The 21,213-nt window shown below is 61.7% G+C and carries 21 protein-coding genes; 13 read left to right on the top strand and 8 right to left on the bottom strand.

From position 1 onward, the window contains the following. Positions 1–89: 89 nt before the first annotated feature. The 4 genes from N5D61_RS03685 (at position 90) to N5D61_RS03670 (ending at position 4,244) form a co-directional block, all read left to right on the top strand. Entirely contained in the window at positions 90–1,115 is a 1,026-nt protein-coding gene (locus N5D61_RS03685) for an AraC family transcriptional regulator (protein WP_158541441.1), read from the top strand. 162 nt (positions 1,116–1,277) lie between these two features. Then, entirely contained in the window at positions 1,278–2,906 is a 1,629-nt protein-coding gene (locus N5D61_RS03680; protein ID WP_108238479.1) for a methyl-accepting chemotaxis protein, read from the top strand. Between the two features lie 14 nt (positions 2,907–2,920). Further along, positions 2,921–3,139 (top strand): hypothetical protein, encoded by a 219-nt coding sequence (locus N5D61_RS03675; RefSeq protein WP_108238424.1) that lies wholly within the window; start codon positions 2,921–2,923, stop codon positions 3,137–3,139. 178 nt (positions 3,140–3,317) lie between these two features. Further along, complete coding sequence (locus tag N5D61_RS03670; RefSeq protein ID WP_108238425.1) at positions 3,318–4,244, top strand: LysR family transcriptional regulator; 927 nt, start codon at positions 3,318–3,320, stop codon at positions 4,242–4,244. 70 nt (positions 4,245–4,314) lie between these two features. Here N5D61_RS03670 and N5D61_RS03665 read toward each other — a convergent pair whose 3' ends face one another. Next, positions 4,315–5,202, bottom strand: a complete 888-nt coding sequence (locus tag N5D61_RS03665) for a LysR family transcriptional regulator (RefSeq protein WP_108238426.1) — start codon at positions 5,200–5,202, stop codon at positions 4,315–4,317. A gap of 108 nt (positions 5,203–5,310) precedes the next feature. Between N5D61_RS03665 and N5D61_RS03660 the strand changes: the two genes are divergently transcribed. Next, positions 5,311–5,787: a multidrug/biocide efflux PACE transporter gene (locus N5D61_RS03660; protein ID WP_108238427.1), complete on the top strand. Its 477-nt coding sequence runs from the start codon at positions 5,311–5,313 to the stop codon at positions 5,785–5,787. 30 nt (positions 5,788–5,817) lie between these two features. Here the strand turns inward: N5D61_RS03660 and N5D61_RS03655 are convergent, their stop codons facing one another. Continuing rightward, positions 5,818–6,693 (bottom strand): alpha/beta hydrolase, encoded by an 876-nt coding sequence (locus N5D61_RS03655; protein ID WP_108238428.1) that lies wholly within the window; start codon positions 6,691–6,693, stop codon positions 5,818–5,820. A gap of 237 nt (positions 6,694–6,930) precedes the next feature. On the opposite strand from N5D61_RS03655, the gene N5D61_RS03650 reads away from it, so the two are divergent. Then, a complete protein-coding gene (locus tag N5D61_RS03650) occupies positions 6,931–7,365 on the top strand; it encodes a carboxymuconolactone decarboxylase family protein (protein ID WP_108238429.1) in 435 nt (144 codons plus the stop codon). A 51-nt stretch (positions 7,366–7,416) separates the two neighbouring features. On the opposite strand, the gene N5D61_RS03645 is transcribed toward N5D61_RS03650, so the two are convergent. Continuing rightward, entirely contained in the window at positions 7,417–8,568 is a 1,152-nt protein-coding gene (locus N5D61_RS03645; protein WP_108238430.1) for an MFS transporter, read from the bottom strand. Positions 8,569–8,758: 190 nt separating this feature from the next. Continuing rightward, positions 8,759–9,400: an HD domain-containing protein gene (locus tag N5D61_RS03640; RefSeq protein WP_108238480.1), complete on the bottom strand. Its 642-nt coding sequence runs from the start codon at positions 9,398–9,400 to the stop codon at positions 8,759–8,761. 263 nt (positions 9,401–9,663) lie between these two features. Between N5D61_RS03640 and rarD the strand changes: the two genes are divergently transcribed. The 4 genes from rarD to N5D61_RS03620 all read left to right on the top strand — a co-directional run bounded on the left by rarD (position 9,664) and on the right by N5D61_RS03620 (position 13,540). Beyond that, on the top strand, positions 9,664–10,548 hold the full coding sequence (rarD, locus tag N5D61_RS03635) for an EamA family transporter RarD (protein WP_279890876.1): 885 nt from the start codon (positions 9,664–9,666) through the stop codon (positions 10,546–10,548). Between the two features lie 155 nt (positions 10,549–10,703). Beyond that, the gene (gene hemN / locus N5D61_RS03630) at positions 10,704–12,086 is read left to right on the top strand and encodes an oxygen-independent coproporphyrinogen III oxidase (RefSeq protein ID WP_279890874.1); all 1,383 of its coding nucleotides are present in this window, start codon (positions 10,704–10,706) and stop codon (positions 12,084–12,086) included. A gap of 120 nt (positions 12,087–12,206) precedes the next feature. Continuing rightward, positions 12,207–12,941 carry a fumarate/nitrate reduction transcriptional regulator Fnr gene (gene fnr, locus N5D61_RS03625; protein ID WP_108238433.1) on the top strand — a complete coding sequence of 245 codons (735 nt, stop codon included), beginning with the start codon at positions 12,207–12,209 and terminating at the stop codon, positions 12,939–12,941. A gap of 65 nt (positions 12,942–13,006) precedes the next feature. Then, on the top strand, positions 13,007–13,540 hold the full coding sequence (locus N5D61_RS03620; RefSeq protein ID WP_108238434.1) for an adenine phosphoribosyltransferase: 534 nt from the start codon (positions 13,007–13,009) through the stop codon (positions 13,538–13,540). A gap of 60 nt (positions 13,541–13,600) precedes the next feature. Here the strand turns inward: N5D61_RS03620 and recR are convergent, their stop codons facing one another. From recR to dnaX, 4 genes are all read right to left on the bottom strand, one after another. Then, positions 13,601–14,203, bottom strand: coding sequence for a recombination mediator RecR (gene recR, locus N5D61_RS03615; RefSeq protein WP_279890871.1), 603 nt, complete (start codon positions 14,201–14,203; stop codon positions 13,601–13,603). Between the two features lie 66 nt (positions 14,204–14,269). Beyond that, on the bottom strand, positions 14,270–15,298 hold the full coding sequence (locus N5D61_RS03610) for an NADP-dependent oxidoreductase (protein WP_108238436.1): 1,029 nt from the start codon (positions 15,296–15,298) through the stop codon (positions 14,270–14,272). A gap of 197 nt (positions 15,299–15,495) precedes the next feature. Continuing rightward, positions 15,496–15,822, bottom strand: coding sequence for a YbaB/EbfC family nucleoid-associated protein (locus N5D61_RS03605; protein WP_108238437.1), 327 nt, complete (start codon positions 15,820–15,822; stop codon positions 15,496–15,498). A 66-nt stretch (positions 15,823–15,888) separates the two neighbouring features. Then, positions 15,889–18,057, bottom strand: a complete 2,169-nt coding sequence (gene dnaX / locus N5D61_RS03600) for a DNA polymerase III subunit gamma/tau (RefSeq protein ID WP_108238438.1) — start codon at positions 18,055–18,057, stop codon at positions 15,889–15,891. A gap of 156 nt (positions 18,058–18,213) precedes the next feature. Between dnaX and N5D61_RS03595 the strand changes: the two genes are divergently transcribed. The 3 genes from N5D61_RS03595 (at position 18,214) to N5D61_RS03585 (ending at position 21,136) form a co-directional block, all read left to right on the top strand. Next, positions 18,214–18,987: a transporter substrate-binding domain-containing protein gene (locus N5D61_RS03595; protein WP_108238439.1), complete on the top strand. Its 774-nt coding sequence runs from the start codon at positions 18,214–18,216 to the stop codon at positions 18,985–18,987. Positions 18,988–19,099: 112 nt separating this feature from the next. Continuing rightward, on the top strand, positions 19,100–20,818 hold the full coding sequence (locus N5D61_RS03590) for an acid phosphatase (RefSeq protein ID WP_108238440.1): 1,719 nt from the start codon (positions 19,100–19,102) through the stop codon (positions 20,816–20,818). A 12-nt stretch (positions 20,819–20,830) separates the two neighbouring features. Beyond that, positions 20,831–21,136, top strand: a complete 306-nt coding sequence (locus tag N5D61_RS03585) for a hypothetical protein (protein WP_279890866.1) — start codon at positions 20,831–20,833, stop codon at positions 21,134–21,136. The last annotated feature ends 77 nt before the right edge of the window (positions 21,137–21,213 follow it).

Here is a 21,213-nt window from a genome sequence, read left to right as displayed (position 1 = left end):
TTTCCTTCTTAAATCCTGAGCAATCAGTCAACAAACCAGGCCTTATAACAACACCGTCACCGGCCGACCGATCACGATACGGAATGACCATGCAGAGTATCTCTCCGGTTTTCGCGCAAGCGTTTATCGACGCTATTTGTCACGTCGAAAAAGGTGTTGAGCACCATCTTGTTCATTCGCCGGAGCAGGCGCATGAGTTGCCGCCGCCTCCCCATGTACCGATGAACGAGCTCACCGAATTCTTTTCCCGCGCGCACCTGCAGACTGGCAACGAGGATATCGGTCTGCTGGCGTATCACAGCGCGCACCCCGGGCACCTGGGGGTCTTGGGCTACGCGATCATGTCGTGCCCAACGCTGCACGACGCGCTGGCCCGGATCGCCGAGCACCACACCCTGATCGGCAGCGGCTTCAGCCTGTTCCTGGACGTTCACCCGACGGCGATGAAGATTGCCGGATTGTCCACCAGCCCATGCAACACGGCGCTGCCGCGGGCTTTCATCGACGCGGTGGCCGCCCTCACGCTTGGCTTGCTGCACTGGCTGGCGCCCAAGGCTCGTATCGAGCCGATCCAGGCCGAATTCAGCTACCGCGAACCCACAGACAAGCGTCAACTGGAGCGACTGTTCGGCACCAACCTGAAGTTTTCCGCCCCGGTCACATCGCTGACCTTCCGCCGCTGCGATGGCGAATTGCCGGTGGCGACCTTCGACCCGTCACTGCAGCAGATCCATGACGAATACCTGCGACGACGCCATCGCGAATGGCAAGCGGCGGTGATCACGACACGCCTCAGGCAGCTCATCCTCCAGTACTTGCTCCAGGGCAAGACGCTGGCGCTCGAAGAGGTGGCTCAAGGCATGGAGATGTCTGCGCATCAGTTATCCCGCGCATTGGAAAAAGAAGGTCAGCGTTTTCATAAAGTGCTGGACGAGGTACGCCAGCAACACAGTCGTCATTTGCTTCTAAATACCGATCTGAGTCTGAAACAAGTGGCTTACTGCATCGGATTCAAAAACCAGAGCGCCTTCAATAAAGCCTGTGAGCGATGGTTTTCGATGTCGCCGGGAAGTTATCGGATCGAACGAGGGATCTCCCCGTCCGGTACCCAATGAAACGCGGTTCAAGTTCCATCTAGAACGGATCACTGGCGCCTTTATTGTTATCCGCAAGCTGTTTTCGTTTGTCCCCGAGGTGACGCCCCGGTTAAAACCTACCGCTTACACGGTAAAACCCCGTGACGGGACTTGCCGTTCACTGGGGACGAACATTCAATGATGCTCAGACGTTTCAAATTCGCCACACGTATTCGACTGTGCTTTGCACTGGTGATCCTCGCGCTGATCGGGGTGGGTGCCTTTGCCATGTATCAAGCCAAAATGATTCGTCAGGCGAGTCTGGTGATCGAACAAGATGCCCTGCCGGGCATTGCCTTTGGCGATGACATCATTCTCGCGGTGGCCAAGGCGCGCTTGAGCACCCTGCGCTTGCTGGTCTCGACCAACGAAGCGGCACTGGCCAAGAACTATCAACTGCTGATGGACGACATCCGCGACTTCAAGACCGCGCAAGATACCTACCGTCCGTTGATTTCCACCGAGCACGAGGGGCAGATCTTCAACCGTGTCGGCACGCTGTTCGATCAGTATCGAGCGGGCGCGCTCAAGGTGCATGATGAACTGGCGCAAGGCCACGCGACGCAGGCGCAGGCATTCATCGAAAACGAGCTGACCACCCTCGCGCAGCAGATGAGTGATGCGCTGGGCGAACTGGAGCGTATGAATGACGCCTCTCAACAGGCCGCCAGTGAGTCGGGAGCCGCGGCTTACCGGATGTCACTGCAGGTCACGCTGGGAGTGATCATTGTGGTCACACTGGGTGCAGCGCTCATCGCACACAGTTTGACGCGCAGCATCGCTCAGCCCGTGTCCCAGGCGCTGACGTTTGCCGAACAGATTGCGCAGGGCGATCTGCGGGCGACGTCAGTGCACATCGAAGAGCAGGATGAGGCGGCTCAATTGTTGCGAGCGGTGGTCGTCATGCGCGACAACCTCAGCGGCACGCTGTCGGGTGTCTACCACGCCGCAGCGCAGCTTTCCGCCGCTGCGGAGGAACTCAGTGCGCTGGTCAACAGCAGTAACACCGATCTGCAAGCCCAGAACAGCGAAATCGAGCAGGCTGCCACCGCCATCACCGAGATGAGCCAGGCCGTCGACGAAGTCGCGCGCAATGCCTTGAGCACGTCCGATGAGTCCAGAAGTTCGTTGCACCTGGCCCAGGACGGCCAGCAGGAACTCAACGCCACGCTGGGCGCGATCACCCGCTTGGACAGCAGCGTCAGCGGCGCTTCCGAGCGTGCCGGTGTGCTGGCGAGCAACACGCTCGAAATCAGCAAAGTACTTGAGGTGATTCGCTCCGTTGCCGAGCAGACCAACCTGTTGGCGCTCAACGCTGCCATCGAAGCGGCGCGTGCAGGCGAAGCCGGTCGCGGCTTTGCCGTAGTCGCTGATGAGGTGCGCTCGCTGGCCCATCGCACCAGCACTTCGACGATGGACATCGAGCGCATGATTGGCCACATCCAGAGTGGCACCCGCGAAACCGTCACAGCCTTGACCGACAGTGCGACCCAGGCTGCTCAGACGCGGGAACAGGCGGTGTCCGCCAACGCGGCGCTGCAGGGCATCACCACCTCGGTGAACCGCATCGATGAGCGCAACACCCTGATCGCCACTGCGTGCGAGCAACAAGCGCTGGTGGCCAAGGACGTGGATCGCAGCATCATCCGCATTCGCGACCTCTCCATGCAGTCCTCGGTGCGCGCCGACCAGACCCGGGCGGCGAGCGAAGAACTGGCACAGATCGCGGTGGCGCTCAAACAGCGTCTCGACGGCTTTACCTTCCAATGACACGGAACGCTGCGATGGAACCAATCGACGAATTGACTCAAAGCCTGACCAGCCTGCTGGAGAGCATTGCCGGATCCCGGCACGATCTGGACATTCATGGCCAGAAGACCCTGCTCGAAGCCCTACGCCAACTGCTCAAAGCCACCGAGGAACTGAACCTGAGGATGCAGGACATCGTCCGTCAGCAACATCAGGCACAGCGCTCCCGACCTGCGCTACGCCTGGTGAAATAGCTGCTCGCACGGATTTGATCGGGCGTCCAACAAATAAAACCGTGGCGCCCGATCAGAATTTCCATTGTTTCACTGGCATGTAACCTGCTTTTTCCCTGACTGATGATCGCCGTTCGCGGTGGGCTCTTCGGCCCCCTGCCCCGTTCGGCACCGCTCAATCGCTCAAGGAAAACGCTCGGTGAACCTCAAGTTTCTGGAAACCTTTGTCTGGGTCGCTCGGCTGAAAAGCTTCCGGCTCACGGCAGAGAAGCTGTTCAGCACCCAGGCGTCTATCTCCAGCCGGATCGCCGCGCTGGAGGACGAAATGGGCGTGAGGCTGTTCGTCCGCGACTCCAAGGGCGTCTCCCTGACCACCGAGGGTGTGCGGGTGTTGGAGTACGCCGAACACATCATGGACACGATGCAAAGCATGAAAGCGGCGATCAATGACCCCACCCAAGTGCGCGGCAGGATCCGCATCGGCGCCATGGATACGGTGATACACACTTGGCTCAGCCCGCTGGTAACACGGCTGATGAAGTGTTACCCGAACCTGGAAATCGAGCTGACCGCCGAGACCGCCAGCAATCTGTGCATGCAACTGGAAAAGGGCTATCAAGACATCATTTTCCAGACCGACGTGCTGCGCTTCGACGCCGTGCGCAATGCGCGATTGGCGCGCTATCCCCTGCAATGGGTCGTGCCCGCCGGGTCGACGTTCGACCGCGCCGACGTGACGCTCGAGGAAATCGCCCAGGCGCGTATCGTGACCTTCTCACGCAACTCCCGGCCGCATCAGGACATCCTTAACATGCTACACACCGCCGACATCATCACACCGCGCATCAATTGCGTGAACTCGGCATCGGCCATCACCCGTTTGGTGCGTGACGGCTTCGGCATCGGCGCCTTGCCGGTCGCCTTGGTCCGTGGCGAATTGGCGCAAGGGGTACTGACCCTGATCGACAACGTGCCACTGCCGCCGCAGATGGATATCGTCGCCAGTTGGCGCACGGGCGCCGGAATGGAACGGGTGGAGGACATCGTCAGCCTGACCCGCGAGGTGGTCAGTGAATACGCGCAGGAAATGCCCGACGGCTTTGTGCTGGAAGGGGGTGATGATTGAAGTGGCGGCCCGCCGCGAAACCAGCTTCCATCGGCTGCGCAGCCGTCCCATGGCCTGGGTGCTCCGCTGCTCAGTAGTCCCCCCGCCCTTCCAGCAAGGTGTCCAGCAACCACGCCGCAGCAGGGCCCGGGCTTTTTTGCCGCGACCAGATCACGTCGACCGCCGAACTGCGCGGCCAGCCGGGGACCTGCAACTCTTTCAAGCGGCCCTGGGCGTAACTTCGCACCAGCCAGCGCGGCAGAGCCGACCACCCAAAACCGAAAACGGCCATGTCCATCAACAACAGGTAATTGGGCGCTGACCAAGTCCGTTGCGCCCCCTCTGGCAGGTCATCGGTGGTGACGCACTCGTCAAGGAGCGTGTTCAGCCGCAACGCGCGATGCTTGGCCAGTTGCCGATAATCCACCTGCGGCTCGCCGGCCAACGGATGCCCATGGGAAACGAACAAGCCAAAGTCCGCGCGCTCGACGATCGTCGCATAGCCGATTTCCGGGGGGTAACCGGGTTGCGCGGACAACAGCCCCAGCGTGGCGCGCCCGGTCTGAATCAGGTTGATCGCATCGCCGTGTTCGGCGAACACGCACTCCAGCTCAATGTCGGGAAAACGCTGATCGAGCTCGGTCATGCGCGCTTCGAATTCGGCGAATTGGTTGGCATCCGAGAGCACCAGGGTCAAGCGCGACTCGACGCCCTCCACCAACCGGCCTGCCGCCCGCCGCAATTTGTCGGAGGACACCAGCACATCGGTGATACGGTCTTCCAGCGCCCTGCCCGCCTCCGTCAGGGTCGGCTGCTTCGACGAACGATCGAACAGGGTGACACCCAAGTCGATCTCCAGCCGGGAAATCGCTTCGCTGATGGTCGACTGACTCTTGCCGAGCCGTCGGGCCGCCGCACTGAACGACCCGAGGGCGACGACTTGGGCAAAGGCTTCGAGCGCCTCCGGTGAATAGCTCATGAGAGATCCTTGGCAGGTCCATCGGTTTTTCCGATGGTAACGATTTTCACTGTAGCCGACTGCACCGCGACAATGCAGCCCTGCCCAGCCAAACAGTGAATCCGACCCATGCCCGTGCACTCAACCGAGACACCGACGACGCCCACCAAGTCGCTCAAAGAGCGCGCCTTCCATGCCGCGCTGTTTGAACTCATCGGCGTGCTGCTGTTCGCGCCTGCCCTGGCCTGGGTCTTCGATCAGCCACTGGGCAAGATGGGCGCGATGACGGTCATGATTTCCACCCTTGCGATGCTGTGGAACATGGTGTTCAACGCCAGCTTCGATCGCTTGCGCGCCCGGCTCGGGTTTCCAATGACCGTGAAGGTACGGGCGCTGCATGCCATCGCGTTCGAAGCCGGGCTGGTGGTCGCCGTTGTGCCGCTCGCTGCCTGGTGGCTTTCGATCAGTTTGCTGGAGGCGTTCATGCTGGATATCGGGCTGCTGCTGTCGTTCCTGCCGTACACGATGGTGTTCAACCTGGTGTACGACAAGGTGCGGGAGCGGTTGCTGGCCAGAAGAATGCTGGGCCCGGATACCTGTCGATGATCGCCCCCGTGCAAGGCGTGACCTCGCTGCTCACACCAGAAAGGGCAGCACTTCGGCCAGTAACGCGTCAGGAATCTCCTCTGCCAGGTAATGGCCGCCCGGCAGCGCCTTGCCCTGTACATCGCTGGCGACCTGTCGCCACTCCTTGAGCGGGTCGAAGCATTGGCCCACCGTGCCTTCCGCGCCCCACAGCACCAGCAAAGGCAGTTGCAGGTGGTGACCGGCAGCAAGGTCGGCGCGGTCGTGATCCAGATCGATGCTGGCGCTGGCGCGGTAGTCTTCGCAGACGCCACGCGCGGCGCCTGGCAAGCGGGCACAGCGCACATATTCGGCAAAGGCCTGATCGGTGAATGGGGTAAGCCCCGCACTGCGTGTGCCCATGACGCTGCGCACGTACTGCTCGGGGTTGGCCTCGAGCAAGGTTTCAGGCAGCGGCGCCGGGCGAATCAGGAAGAACCAGTGCCAATACGCTCGGGCGAAAGCCTCGTTGGTCTGGCTGTACATGGCCAGCGTGGGCGCGATGTCGAGCAAGGCCATGCGCGTGACGGCCTGCTCATGGTCCAGCGCCAGCCGGTGCGCGACCCGGGCGCCCCGGTCATGGGCCAGGATCGAAAAGGTCGGCAGGCCCAGCTCGCGCATCAGCGCCACCATGTCACGCCCCATTTCACGCTTGGAATAACTGGAATGGTCGTCGGTGGCCAAGGGCTTGTCGCTGTCTCCGTAACCACGCAAGTCCGCCGCCACCACCGTGAAGTGCTGACTGAGACGCTCGGCGATCTTGTGCCAGATGACGTGGGTCTGGGGATGCCCGTGCAGCAGCAACAGACCAGGGCCATGGCCACCGATGCGGTAGGCAATCCGCACGCCATTGACCAGGCGCAGGTCTTTCTGGAATCCGGCAAACATGGGTCACTCCTTATGATTGTTGGCCACATGCTAAAGCGATGAGCCTGAGCGGCAAGGCGCGAAACGTGGCGACGGCGTTCATGAAACGTGTTGGCTCGCATGCGCGCCATGGGGGGACGGACGGGCAATTGGTCTCCCGTAATCCCGTGCCATTGGCTATTCGGCGCGCCGCCCGCCCAGCGTAAGGTAGCGCCACGTCAAACGACATTTCCTACCTTTTTGAATGGAGTGAACCCCATGAACGCACGCATCGCCTGGGCACAGAAATCACCGGAAGCCTACAAAGCCATGGTAGGCCTGGAGACCGCCTTGGCCCGCACCGGCCTCGACCACTCACTCATGGAACTGATCCGCCTGCGCGCCTCGCAACTCAACGGCTGTGCCTATTGCGTCAACATGCACGCCAACGACGCGCGCAAGGCCGGCGAAACGGAAACCCGCTTGCAGACCCTGAGCGTCTGGGCAGAAACCCCCTTCTTCGATGCCAAGGAAAAGGCAGTACTCGCCTGGGTCGAAAGCCTCACGCAACTGTCGACCCATCACGCGCCTCAGGATCAGTATGAAGCGCTGCTGGAGCACTACAGCGAAGCGGAGGTGGTCAACATCACCCTGGCCATCGCCACCATCAACGCATGGAACCGGTTTGGCGTCGGGTTCGCAATGGTCCCCTAGCAGCATCGGCACGCTGCAGCAGGTGCGCGTCGCCGGCTTGCAGCAGGCCGGTCACACCCGCAAGAACCGCCCGCTGAGAGCCACCCCCAGCAGCATGACGGCCAGGATCATGAATGCCACGTCTAGGCTGCTCAGGTGGGCAACGAAACCGATACCGGCCGGCCCCATGAGGATACCGAGGTACCCCAACGTGGTAATGGCCGGGACGGCAACGTTCTCGGGCATGGTCTTCTGGCGCCCGACCGCGCTGTAGAACACCGGAACGATATTGGAACAACCAATCCCGACCAGCGCGTACCCGAGCAACGCCACTTGCCAATGGGCAACCAGCGTGGCGACGGCCATGCCCGCTGCCGCACAGAAACCACCGAACAGGATGATCCGATGGGGGCCCAACCGCCGGACAATCGGGTCGCCGCCCAATCGGCCAAGGGTCATCGCCAAGGCGAACACTGCGTAGCCAAAGCCCGCATAGGACGGTTCGACGCCGCGCTGTGCACTCAGGAAAACGGCACTCCAATCCAGCATCGCGCCTTCGGTCAGGAAGACCGTGAAACACAGCAGGCCAATGAACAGCACCACGCCCTGGGGGATCGCGAACACCGGACCGCCCGCCTCGCTGCCGTAGCCGAGCAGGTGGGGATAGGCCTTATAAAGCGCAACGCCGATCAGCAGCGACACCAGCACCATGGTCAGCCACGGCCAGACACCGACGCTCAGCAAAGCCGAAACGCCCGCAGCGCCTGCAATGCCCCCGCAACTGAACAGGCCATGGAAGCCCGACATCATGGTCTTGCCACTGGCCCGCTCGACGATGATCGCCTGGAAGTTGATCACACAGTCCAGCACACCCATGCTCGCACCGAACACAAAGAGTGTCGCCACCATCAACGGCAATGTGGTCACCGTCGCCAGTAGCGGAAGGCACAGGCAGGCCAGACAGCCGACCCACAGAATCATGCGTCGGCAGCCGTAGCGTACGGTCAGTGCGCCCGCCAGGGGCATGGAAAGAATCGAGCCGATCCCCAGACACAGCAACAGCAAGCCAAGGCTGGCATCATCCAGTGCGAGCCGTGCTTTGGCATAAGGCACCAGCGGTGCCCAGGCGGAAAGGCTGAAACCGGCGATGAAAAACGCCACGCGGGTGGAATACTGCTCCAGCCGCCCCGGCACGACCGGCGCCGCGGTGCCAATGGAAGTCATTGCCGCTCCCTTTACTTGCATGCCGCTCCTCATGAGCGGGCAAAAAGGCAGCGTAACAAAGGTTGGCGAGATGCCGAAGCGGGAAAGTCGAGAAGGATGCCCTCACAAAGGCCTCAGCTTCTGCCCGCCAACCTGGCCGGCAAGGCTGCGACCGACCCACAGCCGGTCGCGATGCCCCCCCGTGTACCCTTCAAGCCTTCCAGGGCGACTTGCGAATGATCTCGACGAAGTTCAGCGGCTTGAACGAGGGCTCTTCATCGACCAGTACGTCGGCGTTGACCGTGCCGAACGTGGTATCCGGTTTATGGCGAAAACCGTTGGCGAAGGCGCAGAGGATGCACTCCTTGAAGGCCTCGCCACGGGGGTGTGCATGGGTCACCACCTCGCGCTGCTGATCACTGAACTGGTGGTAGTTGATGCCCAGTACATCCATTTCCACGCCTGCAGTGACCAGGGCCACGTTCGGTCGCAAATGCTCGGGAACACCTGGCGTGGTGTGCAGCGCAATGGACAACCAGATCTGCTCCAAGTCCCCTTCTGACAAGCCGAACGACTGGGCGAAAGTGCGCGCGGCGTTGGCGCCGTCGACCTCGAAACGCAGGTCGGGGCTGCTGTGTTTCTTGACCAGCCCCAAGTCGTGGAACATGGCGCCGACGTACAGCTGCTCGGCGTCGTACTTCAGGCCTTTGCGCTCACCGGTCAACGCGCCCCACAGAAACACACGGCGGGAGTGGTTGAACAGCAGGTCGTCTTCTTCGTCACGAATATAGTCGGTGGTGGCGCGAGCCAGGGCACTGTCCGGGATGTTGATGCCGGCGATGGCTTGGGTCATGGCGTATTCCTCGGTGGGTCGCGTCGGGTCGGCGCGTTGAGGACAAGTGTCGAGCAGGGGCATTGTTCGCTCAATCGGCACGCGGTCTCGTTCTCTGCCAAACGTGCATCGTTTACTGCCAGCCGGAGTCGGGTTTAACAGAACACAGCCCAACGCCGGACCGGCCTTGCGTTAAACTGCGCGCGCCTCGCCAGCGGGCCGCCAGAGCACGCGGTGGGCCTCGAACCTCACTGATCAATATCGAACCGAACCAAGGAGCCCCTGTGTACAAGGGTGTTGCGCTATCGGTCATGGCCTCCTGCCTCTTCGCGGTCATGTACTACTACACCTCATGGATGAAACCCTTGAGTGGAGAAGAAATTTTCGGCTGGCGCATGCTGCTCACCTTGCCCTGCGTGACCGTTTTCATGCTTTCCAGCGGCGACTGGAAGCGGGTCCGGGCGTTGGGCGCGCGCATTCGCCAGACGCCCGCGCTGCTCGGCGCAATGGCGTTGTCGGCGAGCTTGTTGGGGGTGCAGTTGTGGCTGTTTCTGTGGGCGCCGCTCCACGGGCGCAGCCTTGAGGTCTCCCTGGGCTACTTCCTTTTGCCCCTAACCATGATCCTCACCGGGCGCGTGGTGTACGGCGAGCGGCTGTCCCATTTGCAGAAAATCGCGGCCTGCTGCGCGTTGGTGGGCGTCGGCAACGAGCTGCTGCGCTTGGGCACCTTTTCCTGGGAGACGCTGCTGGTCTGTCTGGGTTATCCGCTGTATTTCATCCTGCGACGCCGATGCCAGACCGATCACCTCGGCGGCCTGTGGTGGGACATGCTGCTGATTCTGCCGGCGGCGTTGCTGTTCATCGTCAAGGGTGATCCCGGCATCGTCGAAGCGCAGCCGCGCTTTTACCTGTTGATCCCGATTCTCGGCGCTATCAGCGCGCTGGCGCTGGTCAGTTACATCCTCGCCAGCCGCCTGCTGGCGTTCAGCGTGTTCGGGCTGCTCAGCTACGTCGAGCCGGTGTTATTGGTGGGTGTGGCCCTGTTGCTGGGCGAAACCATCGGCCGGGACGAGTGGATGACCTACCTGCCGATCTGGCTGGGCGTCATGGTGCTGATGGCCGAAGGTGTCCGGCATGTGCTGGCGCAGAAGCGACGGAACGGGCTGTAAGCAGAACGTGGGCGCGCACTGGATGCCCCGATCGAGCGTCGCAGCCTCCAGATGAAGAAGCGTCGATGCCCTCGGCGGCATTGACGCAGATCAATAGTCGTCAGTTGCGAGGTGGGTAGACTGCCTTTACCGCCCACCTTTCCGGGAACCCCCGCATGCTCGACGACCTCCGTTGGGACTTTGACCTCATCCGCCGCCACGACCTGACCGGGCCGCGCTACACGTCCTACCCCACCGCTGTGCAATTTCACCCTCAGGTGGGCGCCTTCGATCTTCTGCACGCCTTGCGCGAGAGCCGCAAAGCGGATCGGCCCCTGTCGCTGTACGTGCACATCCCGTTCTGCGCCAACATTTGCTATTACTGCGCCTGCAACAAGGTCATCACCAAGGATCGAGGCCGGGCGCAGGTCTACCTCCAGCGCCTGGAACAGGAAATCCAGATGATTGCCGGCCACGTCGGCAAGGGGCAGGTGGTGGAGCAACTGCATTTCGGCGGCGGCACCCCCACCTTCTTGAGCCATGTCGAGCTGCGCCAGTTGATGGGCCACCTGCGCAAGCATTTCACGCTGCTCGATGCGCATTCCGGCGACTACAGCATCGAAATCGACCCACGCGAGGCGGACTGGTCGACCATGGGCCTGCTGCGGGAGCTGGGTTTCAATCGCGTAAGCCTGGGCGTGCAGGATCTGGACCCGCTGGTGCAACGGGCCATCAATCGCCTGCAAAGCCTGGCCGAGACCCGGGCCATCATCGAAGCCGCCCGCACTTTGCAGTTTCGTTCGGTCAACATCGACCTGATCTACGGTCTGCCCCTGCAAACGCCGGAAGGCTTTGCCCGCACGGTGGACGAGGTCATTGCCCTGCAGCCCGATCGGCTGTCGGTATTCAATTACGCGCACTTGCCGGAGCGCTTCATGCCACAGCGGCGTATCGATAGTGCGCAACTGCCGAACGCCGAGCACAAGCTGGAAATGCTGCAGCGCACCATCGAGCAATTGACCGGCGCAGGGTATCGCTACATCGGGATGGATCACTTCGCGTTGCCCGACGACGATCTGGCGATCGCTCAGGAAGAAGGCACGCTGCAGCGCAACTTCCAGGGCTACACCACCCATGGGCACTGCGACCTGATCGGGCTGGGTGTGTCGGCCATCAGTCAGGTCGGCGACCTCTACGCTCAGAACAGCAGTGACCTGACCGATTATCAAAACGTGATCGGCACCGATCAGCTGGCCACCAAACGGGGGTTGATGTGCACCCTCGACGATCGTATCCGGCGCACCGTGATCTCCCGATTGATCTGCCATTTCGCGCTGGACTTCGCACCGATCGAAGCCGCCTTTGGCATCGTCTTCCGCGATTACTTCAACGAGGCCTGGCCGAAGTTGCTGACGATGGCCAAAGACGGGCTCATTCAGCTGGATGCCCAGGGCATCCGCGTGACGCCTGCCGGGCGCCTGCTGGTGCGCTCGGTGTGCATGGCATTCGACGCTTATCTCGACTTACAAAACCGTCAGCGCTTTTCCCGAGTCATCTAGGGAATACCCGCAAAGACGGCAGGAATCAATTTCACACCACGGAGGGCGCGTGCTGGTCGCAAGGACAGACCCTGCGCTACCCTTACGACTAATGTGTGTTTTCTCACAAGGAATTACCCGATGTCTGAGCCAGTCAAACTGCGTGCTCATACCCAGGCTCACTGCAAGGATTGCAGCCTGGCCCCGTTGTGCCTCCCGCTGTCCCTGAACCTGGAAGACATGGACGCACTGGACGAAATCGTCAAACGCGGTCGGCCATTGAAGAAAGGCGACTTTCTGTTCCGCCAGGGCGACGCATTCGATTCGGTCTACGCCGTACGTTCCGGCGCCTTGAAAACCTTCAGCCTGAGCGATGGCGGCGAAGAGCAACTGACCGGCTTCCACTTGCCCAGCGAGCTGGTCGGCCTGTCGGGGATGGACGCCGAGGCCTACCCGGTTTCGGCGCAGGCGATGGAGACGACATCGGTATGCGAAATCCCCTTCGAGCGACTGGACGAATTGTCGGTGCAATTGCCGCAGTTGCGTCGCCAGCTCATGCGGGTCATGAGCCGTGAAATCCGTGACGATCAGCAGATGATGCTGCTGCTGTCGAAAAAGACCGCCGATGAACGCATCGCCACCTTTCTGGTGAATCTGTCAGCCCGCTTCCGCGCCCGCGGTTTTTCCGCCAATCAGTTCCGCCTGAGCATGTCGCGCAACGAAATCGGCAACTACCTGGGGCTGGCGGTGGAGACCGTGTCGCGTGTGTTTACCCGGTTTCAGCAGAACGAACTGATCGCCGCCGAAGGCAAGGAAGTCCATATCCTTGACCCCATCCAGCTTTGCGCGCTGGCAGGCGGTTCGCTGGAAAGCTGATATGACAGTCCGGTCCGGGCAGGCTTAAACTACGCTCTTTGTGCCGCCTGCCCAGGACCGCTTCGATGATCTTCGACGAATTCAGCTTCAAATCCCTGATCCGCCCGGTGGTGGACTTTCCCAAGCCAGGCGTGATCTTTCGCGACATCACGCCGCTGTTTCAGTCGCCCAAAGCGCTGCGACTGGTGATCGACAGCTTCGTGCACCGCTACATCGAGTCGGATTTCACCCACGTCGGCGCCATGGACGCACGGGGCTTTCTGATCGGTTCGATCATTGCCTACGAACTCAACCGGCCGCTGGTGCTGTTTCGCAAGCAGGGGAAGCTGCCGGCCGACGTGCTGGCGGAAGGGTACCAAACCGAGTACGGCGAAGCGTTTCTTGAGGTCCACGCCGACAGCCTCTGCGATGGCGACTCAGTGGTGATGTTCGATGACCTGATCGCGACCGGCGGGACGCTGATAGCCGCTGCCAACCTCATTCGTCGAATGGGGGCCAAGGTGCATGAAGCCGCCGCCATCATCGACCTGCCGGAACTGGGCGGCTCACAACGGCTGGAAGCGATGGAGATCCCGACCTTCTGTCTGACACGGTTTTGAATTCAGGCCCTCACGGGACGATCGCCACGCGCCCATTCGGCGCAGTGCGCCGTGTGCCGCTCAAAGCTTGATGGGTTTGCGCCCCGCGAAGGAGTGGGCCAGCGTGCCGCCATCCACCAGTTCCAGTTCGCCTCCCAGCGGCACGCCGTGGGCGATGCGGGAGGTCACCAGGCCCTTGTCGGTGAGCATCTGGGCGATGTAGTGAGCGGTGGCCTCGCCTTCCACGGTCGGGTTGGTCGCCAGGATGACTTCGCGAAACGAGCCCTGCTCTTCGATCCGTGCCATCAATTGCGGAATCCCGATGGCCTCCGGCCCCAGCCCGTCCAGCGGCGACAAATGCCCCTTGAGCACGAAGTACCGCCCCCGGTAGCCGGTCTGCTCGACGGCATAAACGTCCATCGGCCCTTCCACCACACACAGCAGCGTGTCGTCGCGACGGACATCGGCACATTGTGGGCAGAGTTCATCTTCGGTCAGCGTACGGCACTGCTTGCAATGGCCCACGCCCTCCATGGCCTGACTCAGGGCCTGCGCCAGACGCGATCCGCCACTGCGGTCGCGTTCGAGCAACTGCAACGCCATGCGCTGGGCGGTTTTCTGACCGACACCGGGCAGAATGCGCAGGGAGTCGATCAATTGGCGAATCAGGGGGCTGAAGCTCATCGAGGAAAAATCTCACGAAAACACGAGACGCGGTTTATACCCGCGCCTCTGACAAGCGTCAAACGCTCAGGACACCTTGACCACCAGCTTGCCGAAGTTCTTTCCCTCCAGCATGCCAATGAAAGCGTCCGGCGCATGTTCAAGGCCTTCCACGACATCCTCGCGAAACTTGACTTTGCCCTCCTTGACCAGAGGCACCATGGCCTGCATGAACTCATCCAGGCGATGGTAATACGCTTCATAGACGATGAAGCCCTCAACCCGCGCCCGTTTGGTCAACAGCGTCCGCATCAGCAGGGGCAAGTAATTGGGGCCGTCGGGCAGCCGTTGGGCGTTGTATTGCGCGATCAGTCCGCACAGTGGCACCCGGGCATGCTCATTGAGCAGAGGAATGACCGCTTCGAAGACCTTGCCGCCCACCAGTTCGAAATAAATGTCGATGCCACTGGGACAGGCTTCGCTCAATTGCTCGGCAAAATGTTCGCTGCGGTGATCGATGCAGTCATCAAAGCCCAGTTCGTCGATGACGTAGCGGCATTTATCGACACCGCCTGCCACCCCGACGACGCGTAAACCGTGGAGTTTGGCGATCTGGCCGACGACCGACCCTACGGCGCCCGATGCTGCGGCCACCACCAACGTTTCGCCAGCCTTGGGCTGGCCGATATGCATGAGCCCCATGTAGGCGGTGATGCCGGGCATGCCCAGCACCCCCACTGCCAACGACGGGCTGGGCAAATCCTTGGGCACAGGCAGCAGGTTTTTGCCATCCGACAGGCTGTGACTTTGCCACCCGGTCTGACCGACGACCAGGTCGCCCACCGAGAAGGCGGGATTGCGCGACTGCTCGACCACGCTCACCGCCCCACCCTCCATCACCGCGTCGATCTCGACCGGAGGTGCATAGGACGGCGCATCGCTCATTCGGCCACGCATGTAGGGGTCGAGCGAAAGGTAAAGCGTGCGCAGTTGGACCTGCCCATCTTGCAGGTCGGGCAGCGCTTCGCGCTCGAGTCGAAAGTTTTCCGGCGTGGGCGCACCCTGAGGGCGGGAGGCCAGAACAACGCGTTGGTTGAGGATCAATGCTTGCGACATCGGGAATGGCTCCTTGAATGGCTATAAAAAGCAGACCATGGGCGTTGGATGGCGTTCGGGCGGATGTGACCGATCACGACGTCCCCCTCCATGACGGCTCCCAAAGGAAAACGCCGCGCGCGTTTCCCTCCAAACCCCGGACACAAAAATGCCAGGCACTGGGCCTGGCATCGAGAGACAGTGCAACGCAGACGCGATCAGAACGGCAGCTTCATGCCCGGTGGCAACTGCATGCCCGCCGTCATGCCAGACATTTTTTCCTGGCTGTTCTGCTCGATCTTGCGCACGGCGTCGTTGACGGCGGCTGCGATCAGGTCTTCGAGGATTTCCTTGTCTTCCTGCATCAGGCTGTCGTCCAGGCTGACACGCTTGACGTCGTGACGACCGGTCATCACCACGCTCACCAGGCCAGCACCCGATTGGCCGGTCACTTCGGCATTGGCCAGTTCTTCCTGCATCTTGGCCATTTTTTCCTGCATTTGCTGAGCCTGCTTCATCAGGCCAGCCATGCCACCTTTCATCATGGGAGTTCTCCTCGAAAGTCGATGGTTCGTTGCAAGGCGCCAGTGGAGCTTAGCGCCTCACGGTCATTACGGGTTAACGGGCGCATCCACCGGAATGATGGAGTCTTCGCGAATGAACGCGCCGAACTGTTCCATCATCTGCTGAATGCATGGGTCGCTGTTGATCGACGCTTCAGCCTGACGCTGACGGTCGGCACGCCGTCGGGCAGCGGCCTGAGCCGGGGTTTCCTGTTCGGGCTTGATCAGCTCGATGGTCAGGTGGAGCGTCCGTTCATGATATTGGTTCAATGCCTCGTTCAGACGGCGCTGTTGCGTGGCGTTGAACAGCGCACTGTGCGCAGGATCCAAGTGCAGGAGCCAGCGGTCACCCTCGACGGAAATCAGGGTGCAGTTGGCGGCGATGTTGCCTGTCATGCCGGAAATCGGCAATTTGGGGAACAATTCCAGCCATTCCGCCGCAAGCCCCGTGGCGGGTTGGGCGGCAGGCAGCAACTCCGGCTCTTTTTCCACGGCCTCGACGGCATCATGCGCCAAGTCGTCCAGATAGGCGAACGACGCCGGGTCGATGTCGACATCCGGCTCGTAATAGTCGTCATCGGGAGGCGGCTCGTCGTCGCGCTGCATCGGCGCAGGCGCATAGGACGCGGCATCCGGCAGCGGGTCGAGCATCGCCGGTGTGACCACTTCAGCCGCGGCTTGCAGTTGTTCTGGCGAGGCCATTTCAGGCGCATCGGGCACGGGGCTGGCGGGCGCCGGTGCCGGCATCGGCGTCAATTCGGGCTGCTCGGCAACGGTGTCGAGCACTGGCTCGGGCACGTCCGGGACCAAAGGCTCCGTCACCGGCTCCGATTCAATTGCAGGTGCCGCAGCGACGGCGGGGGGCACCGCCTTGGGCTCATTCCAGGGCAAATCGACGTCATCCGGCGGAAGCGCCGTGCTATTTTCGGCCGCCATGACGGGGCCCGGCTCAGGCGCCACAGCCGCTACCGGTTGCGTTTCCATTGGCTCAGGTGCGGCAGCCCCAGCCGCCGCAGGCACGTAGGCAGGTGTAGAAGCCGAGGGCGCCGCGCCGGCCACCGCTCGTTGGGAATCAGCCGTGGCCGGGCTGATCCCCACTGACTTTAGCGGCTGCCGGGGGGCACCTTCGCTGTCGGCGGGCCGAAACGCCAGCATCCGCAACAGGACCATTTCGAAACCGCCACGCGGGTCGGGCGCCAGCGGCAGGTCGCGCCGACCGATCAGGCCCATCTGGTAGTAGAACTGGACGTCTTCGGCCGGCAGTGCCTGGGCCAGGGCCAGCACGCGGTCGCGGTCGCCATGACCGTTGTCGACCCCTTCCGGAAGCGCCTGGGCAATGGCGATGCGGTGCAGCACGTTGAGGATTTCCGACAACACGCCATTCCAGTCAGGGCCTTGCTCGGCCAGATGACGCACGGCCTCCAGCAGCGCACGGGCATCGCCGTCGATGAGTGCGGTCAGCACGTCGTACACCTGGCCGTGATCCAGCGTGCCCAGCATCGCCCGGACGTCGGCAGCCAGTACCTTGCCTTCGCCGAACGCGATCGCCTGATCCGTCAGGCTCATGGCATCGCGCATCGAACCGTCCGCAGCACGGCCCAGCAACCACAGGGCATCGTCCTCGAACGGAATGTTTTCCGCGCCCAGCACATGGGTCAAGTGCTCGACCACACGTTCCGGTGTCATGTTCTTCAGTGAGAATTGCAGGCAGCGCGACAGAATGGTCGCGGGCAGTTTCTGCGGGTCGGTGGTGGCCAGAATGAACTTGACGTAGGGCGGCGGCTCCTCCAGCGTCTTGAGCAAGGCGTTGAACGAGTGGCTGGAGAGCATGTGAACTTCGTCGATCAGATAGACCTTGTAGCGACCACGGCTAGGGGCGTACTGCACGTTGTCCAGCAGTTCACGGGTGTCCTCGACCTTGGTGCGGCTCGCGGCGTCGATCTCGATCAGGTCGACGAAACGGCCTTCGTCGATCTCGCGGCACACCGAACATTCGCCGCAAGGCGATGAAGTGATACCGGTTTCACAGTTCAGGCATTTGGCGATGATGCGCGCGATGGTGGTCTTGCCGACGCCGCGCGTGCCAGTGAATAAATAGGCGTGGTGCAGGCGCTGGCTGTCCAGCGCATTGATCAAGGCCTTGAGCACATGGGTCTGGCCGACCATTTCGCGGAACGAGCGCGGACGCCATTTACGTGCAAGAACCTGATAACTCATCGAAAACCGTCGCGACTGGGTTGCGGAAGACCGCTAATCCTAGCGGAGCGAGGCCAAAATTGCATCCGGGCAATCTGAGCGCCCGCGAATCGACAGACTGAGGCTAAACTGCCACCACTGCCCAATCGCTTCGTCATGCTCATATGAGGGACTTGAATGCGTCTGCTGGCACTGAGCACCATGTGGCTGATGACAGGGGCCGTAGAGGCCGGACAGGGACCGTTGCGGTTTTCCATCGCCGACGCCTGGGCGATGCCACTGGTGCAGATCGACGACCACCAGCCCACCGGTGGGATCATTTTCGACATCATGCAAAGCATGGCCGCCCACGCCAACCTCTCGGCGGAATACCGCGTTGTGCCTATCAAGCGCGTGCAACGCACGCTGGAACGCGGGGCGATCGATGTCCGCTGCTACGCCGCGCAATCCTGGATGCCCAACCTGTCAGGCGATTACACCTGGAGCCTGCCGCTGCTGATCCAGCGCGACCTGTTGATCAGCACCCCCGACAACGCCAGCCCGCGCGCGCCGGACTCCCTGACCAATGAGACCATCGGCACGGTTTTAGGGTACGCCTACCCGACGCTGCAGAAAGCGTTCGATGACCACCGCCTGGTCCGCGATGATGCGCGCAGTGAAGTCCAGGTCCTACAAAAACTTCAGATCCATCGCTATCGCTACGCGGTTGGCAACCAGTGGTCGCTGGATTGGTTCAACCGTAACCTGCCCGACGACCAGAAATTGCGCGGCGTGGCGGTGATCGACGAACAACCCGTGGGCTGCATCGTGCGCAACGACACCGACATTCCCGCCCAACGTCTGATGCGGATCCTCCTGCGCATGCGCATGTCCGGAGAGATCGACCGGATCATGAGCCGCTATAACACGGTGTCCGGTTTACCAGCGGATGGTCCTGCGGCGCCGCGATGAGGCGGATGCAGGGTCGGCGGCCCGGTAAGCTGTCGCACAACCGTCACACTCCGCGATTAGCCTCCGTCGACATAATGGGTAACACCGTTTCGACCCGCTGACAGGAACCGTGATGAGCGATAAACACATCCCCAACCCGCCTTCCGCCGAACCGATGCCCGCCAACGCCCCGACCGATGCCAGCCGTCGCCGCTTTCTCGGTGGCGTCGCGGTCCTTGGCGCGGGCGCCACGCTGAGCAGTGTGGTCACCGCCAGTGAGTCGGGTGGCCAGGGCCAGGCCGCCTCGCTGGACACCGCCCTCAGCGGCGCGGCGCTGGACAAAGCGTTGCAGGACAACATCAAGACCATCGTGGTGATCTACGCCGAGAACCGCAGCTTCAACAACCTGTTCGCCAATTTCCCAGGCGTGGAAAAACCCCTTTCTGCCGTCAAGCCAGAGGACTATCGCCAACGGGACCGCGACGGCAAGGTTCTGGACAACCTGCCCGTCTGCTGGGGTGGGGTGTGCCAGGTCGGTCCGCAGAGCATTGACGGCGTGAGCTACGCCACAGGGGTGCAATTTCAGGAAAACCTGCCCAATGCGCCCTACCCGCTAAAAGGACCGAACGGCGAAGACCTGCCGCTGGGTGTCGTGACCCGCGACCTATGGCACGTCTTCTATCAAAACCAGATGCAGATCAACGGGGGCAAGAACGACGGCTTCGTGGCCTGGGCCGACTCCGGCGGCCTGCCCATGGGCTATTACGGGCAAAGCCAGTATTCCCTGCGCCTTTGGGACGTCGCCAAGGAGTTCGTGCTTTGCGACAATTTCTTTCAAGGCGCCTTTGGGGGTTCGTTCCTCAATCACCACTACCTGATCTGCGCGAAGGCACCGTACTACCCGGACGCCGCCACTTCTCCAGCCAAATCGCAGATAGCATCTCTGCAAAGCGATGACCCGCTGGACTATCGCCTCAAGCCGCTGGAAAAATCCCCTGCCAGCGCCATGGTCGGCCCGCCGCAGTTCGGCCCCAGCGCCTTGACCCCGGACGGCTATGCGGTCAATACCATGGCCCCGCCCTATTGGCCGACCTGGCTGCGTGACAAAGACAAACCGGATTATTCGCAGCCGAACCTGGCCAACGTGCTGGTGCCACAGAGCCACGACCACATCGGCGACAAACTGTCGAAAAAGCACGTCGACTGGGCTTGGTACGCCGGCGCATGGCAAGTGACGCTGGATGCCTACAAGGATTCGACGGGCATTCCCAAGATCCCCAATTTCCAGTACCACCACCAACCTTTCAATTACTTCAAGCAGCAAGGCCCCGAGAACCCGGTCGAACGCAGCAAACGCCTGCGCGACGCAGGCCTGGGGGACGACTTCAGCACCAACCGTTTCTTCGCGGACGCTCAGGCGGGCAAGCTCCCCGCCGTCACCTTCTACAAACCGCAAGGCAACCTGAACATGCACGCCGGTTACGCTGATGTCGCTGCCGGAGACCGGCACATCGACCGCGCCGTGAAGATCCTCCGTGAAAGCCCGCAGTGGAAGAACATGGTGATCATCGTCACGGTCGATGAAAACGGCGGCTGGTGGGACCACGTCGCGCCGCCGAAAGGCGACCGTTGGGGACCCGGCACGCGCATTCCGGCCATTGTAGTGTCGCCGTTTGCACGCAAGGGGACGGTCGACCACACGGTCTATGACACCGCGTCGATCCTGCGCCTGATCACTCGTGTCCACAGTCTGGAAAAACTGGACGGTCTCAAGGAACGAGACGAAGCCATGATCGCCCGCGGACAGGTCCCTATGGGCGACCTGACCAACGCGTTGCATTTTCCAGCCTGATCAAGCCCTGCGTTGCAGAACGGCTCCGAGACGTTCTGCAACGTTTACCAGATTGACTCACCCGCTTGGGACGTATTCCTTCAGAACTTCATTCACTCTGCAGGGAAGCAGCACCATGAATGCCCCCCCTTCTACATTCCGAAACGCCGCAAGACCACCGAACTGCTGGCCCGACTGCGCCATCAATATCGCGCTGCGCGCATTCTGGGCCATCGGGACTTGTCACCCGATCTGAACAACGATGGAAAAATCACGCCCAACGAGTTCATCAAGGCGTGCCCGTCCTTCGATGTCGCGACTTGGCTCACGCAAACCTGATTGCCCTGCACCACTCGCCAAACCACACACATTTACCGAAATCGAGTGCACATCTGTGCATGTACAGCGCGGTCGCG

Source organism: Pseudomonas sp. GD03842, from assembly GCF_029841165.1.
In the GTDB taxonomy this organism is placed as follows: Bacteria; Pseudomonadota; Gammaproteobacteria; order Pseudomonadales; family Pseudomonadaceae; genus Aquipseudomonas.
Note: the sequence above shows the minus strand (reverse complement) of the source record. Positions and strands in the feature narration are given on the sequence as shown.

Bases quoted from the DNA above. Each gene is read 5' to 3' on its own strand.
- N5D61_RS03685 (WP_158541441.1), top strand. From the start codon at position 90: ATGCAGAGTATCTCTCCGGTTTTCGCGCAAGCGTTTATCGACGCTATT.
- N5D61_RS03680 (WP_108238479.1), top strand. From the start codon at position 1,278: ATGCTCAGACGTTTCAAATTCGCCACACGTATTCGACTGTGCTTTGCA.
- N5D61_RS03675 (WP_108238424.1), top strand. From the start codon at position 2,921: ATGGAACCAATCGACGAATTGACTCAAAGCCTGACCAGCCTGCTGGAG.
- N5D61_RS03665 (WP_108238426.1), bottom strand. From the start codon at position 5,202: ATGAGCTATTCACCGGAGGCGCTCGAAGCCTTTGCCCAAGTCGTCGCC.
- N5D61_RS03660 (WP_108238427.1), top strand. From the start codon at position 5,311: ATGCCCGTGCACTCAACCGAGACACCGACGACGCCCACCAAGTCGCTC.
- N5D61_RS03655 (WP_108238428.1), bottom strand. From the start codon at position 6,693: ATGTTTGCCGGATTCCAGAAAGACCTGCGCCTGGTCAATGGCGTGCGG.
- N5D61_RS03650 (WP_108238429.1), top strand. From the start codon at position 6,931: ATGAACGCACGCATCGCCTGGGCACAGAAATCACCGGAAGCCTACAAA.
- N5D61_RS03645 (WP_108238430.1), bottom strand. From the start codon at position 8,568: ATGACTTCCATTGGCACCGCGGCGCCGGTCGTGCCGGGGCGGCTGGAG.
- N5D61_RS03640 (WP_108238480.1), bottom strand. From the start codon at position 9,400: ATGACCCAAGCCATCGCCGGCATCAACATCCCGGACAGTGCCCTGGCT.
- hemN (WP_279890874.1), top strand. From the start codon at position 10,704: ATGCTCGACGACCTCCGTTGGGACTTTGACCTCATCCGCCGCCACGAC.
- fnr (WP_108238433.1), top strand. From the start codon at position 12,207: ATGTCTGAGCCAGTCAAACTGCGTGCTCATACCCAGGCTCACTGCAAG.
- N5D61_RS03620 (WP_108238434.1), top strand. From the start codon at position 13,007: ATGATCTTCGACGAATTCAGCTTCAAATCCCTGATCCGCCCGGTGGTG.
- recR (WP_279890871.1), bottom strand. From the start codon at position 14,203: ATGAGCTTCAGCCCCCTGATTCGCCAATTGATCGACTCCCTGCGCATT.
- N5D61_RS03610 (WP_108238436.1), bottom strand. From the start codon at position 15,298: ATGTCGCAAGCATTGATCCTCAACCAACGCGTTGTTCTGGCCTCCCGC.
- N5D61_RS03605 (WP_108238437.1), bottom strand. From the start codon at position 15,822: ATGATGAAAGGTGGCATGGCTGGCCTGATGAAGCAGGCTCAGCAAATG.
- dnaX (WP_108238438.1), bottom strand. From the start codon at position 18,057: ATGAGTTATCAGGTTCTTGCACGTAAATGGCGTCCGCGCTCGTTCCGC.
- N5D61_RS03595 (WP_108238439.1), top strand. From the start codon at position 18,214: ATGCGTCTGCTGGCACTGAGCACCATGTGGCTGATGACAGGGGCCGTA.
- N5D61_RS03590 (WP_108238440.1), top strand. From the start codon at position 19,100: ATGAGCGATAAACACATCCCCAACCCGCCTTCCGCCGAACCGATGCCC.